The organism is Methanobrevibacter filiformis (genome assembly GCF_001639265.1).
In the GTDB taxonomy this organism is placed as follows: Archaea; Methanobacteriota; Methanobacteria; order Methanobacteriales; family Methanobacteriaceae; genus Methanacia; species Methanacia filiformis.
On the sequence record NZ_LWMT01000165.1, the window covers coordinates 1 to 1029 of the forward strand.

The window sequence follows — 1029 nt, forward strand, 5'->3', positions numbered from 1 at the left end:
GATAGTTGAGAGTGCTTTGTCTGGATGGAAATGCATTATTTACAATTCCATTAAGTAGAGATATGTTATTTAACGATAGATTCGATAGGTAGTACACCATAATGCCTAATGATTGGACTTTGTTGGTGTAATTACTATCTTTAACAACAAAAGGTTCTAATGGTGTTTGATGTGTTTTTCCACATTTCCTACATTTGTAAATTGTGGATTCTATTTTTTGATTTTTATTCAGATTTCTAAGACCATAATCATGTATTTTAAATGAGTCTGAACCACAACATTCACATTTAAAATCACTATTATCGATGTAACGACATTTAAGACTCCTACCTGTCATTTCTTCCAATGTTTGATGATATATTGGGTCTACACGATTATCTAAATATAATATTTCTTCTTCTATCACAACTCTCTTGGTACCATCAGCATTATATATTTTAACATTCAAATTATTACTTGGAGGAAGTTTGTTTTCTCTTTGCATAGATTTAACTATATTCTTCCTCCATTTAATTAATGTTATTATACTCACTTTTTTTTGAATTATACTGAACATTACATGTATATGTTGTACTTTTCATTGAATTTTTTCACTTGTTCACCCTGAAGTTTTTGACACAGTCACCAAAATTAAGTTTTTTATCTGGGTCATAACCTATCATTTCATGGTTTATTATCCTTGCTTTTGGTAATCCAGTATCTTTTTTTCTACTTAATGCCTCGTTTAAAAGTGCATTTATTATATTCTTTTGGCTTGTTCCTTGTTCAACTGCTAAAGATTTTATTTTTATTAGTGTTTCTTTAGGCATTTTTATAGTAGTTGTTACTTCAGTACTCATAAATTTTCAATTCCATTATTTTATAAAATTTATTAAAATAATTAAAATAATATAAATATATATCACAGCTGTTAAGTTAAGGATTTAATCGATTCTATAGAATTGCCTTAAATTAAACATTGCTTCTTTATTTTTTTCTTATTTCAGAAACTTCTTCTACAATTGGTTCTATTTTTTCTTGGTGGGGTTT

At 27.3% G+C, this 1029-nt stretch carries 2 protein-coding genes; both read right to left on the reverse strand.

All coding sequences use genetic code 11. From position 1 onward, the window contains the following. A partial coding sequence (locus MBFIL_RS04640; protein ID WP_211261712.1) for a hypothetical protein occupies window positions 1-556 on the reverse strand: 556 nt, incomplete at its 3' end. A 34-nt stretch (window positions 557-590) separates the two neighbouring features. Continuing rightward, on the reverse strand, window positions 591-839 hold the full coding sequence (locus MBFIL_RS04645) for a hypothetical protein (protein ID WP_066971924.1): 249 nt from the start codon (window positions 837-839) through the stop codon (window positions 591-593). Window positions 840-1029 lie beyond the last annotated feature (190 nt).

What these genes read in the sequence shown, in the direction of transcription:
- MBFIL_RS04645 (WP_066971924.1), bottom strand. Translation starts at nt 839, where the DNA reads ATGAGTACTGAAGTAACAACTACTATAAAAATGCCTAAAGAAACACTA.